Source organism: Domibacillus sp. PGB-M46 (genome assembly GCF_022668875.1).
Taxonomy (GTDB): Bacteria; Bacillota; Bacilli; order Bacillales; family Domibacillaceae; genus Domibacillus.
In genome coordinates this window covers 1-256 of sequence record NZ_JAKGCR010000106.1, presented here as the reverse complement: position 1 = coordinate 256, position 256 = coordinate 1, and the positions used below count along the sequence as shown (strand labels likewise).

2 tRNA genes are annotated in these 256 nt (G+C 51.6%); both read left to right on the top strand.

The features are described from left to right. Positions 1–100 precede the first annotated feature (100 nt). Positions 101–173, top strand: a tRNA-Phe gene (locus L2D08_RS23825). A 7-nt stretch (positions 174–180) separates the two neighbouring features. Next, positions 181–256 (top strand) — tRNA-Thr (locus L2D08_RS23820).

The following is a 256-nucleotide window of genomic DNA, read 5'->3' as shown; positions in this document are numbered from 1 at the left end:
TCCGGTAGTTCAGTTGGTTAGAATGCCTGCCTGTCACGCAGGAGGTCGCGGGTTCGAGTCCCGTCCGGACCGCCATTATACATAAAAATCTTGAAAGAAAGGCTCAGTAGCTCAGTTGGTAGAGCAAAGGACTGAAAATCCTTGTGTCGGCGGTTCGATTCCGTCCTGAGCCATTATGCTGCCGGTGTAGCTCAATTGGTAGAGCAACTGACTTGTAATCAGTAGGTTGGGGGTTCAAGTCCTCTTGCCGGCACCA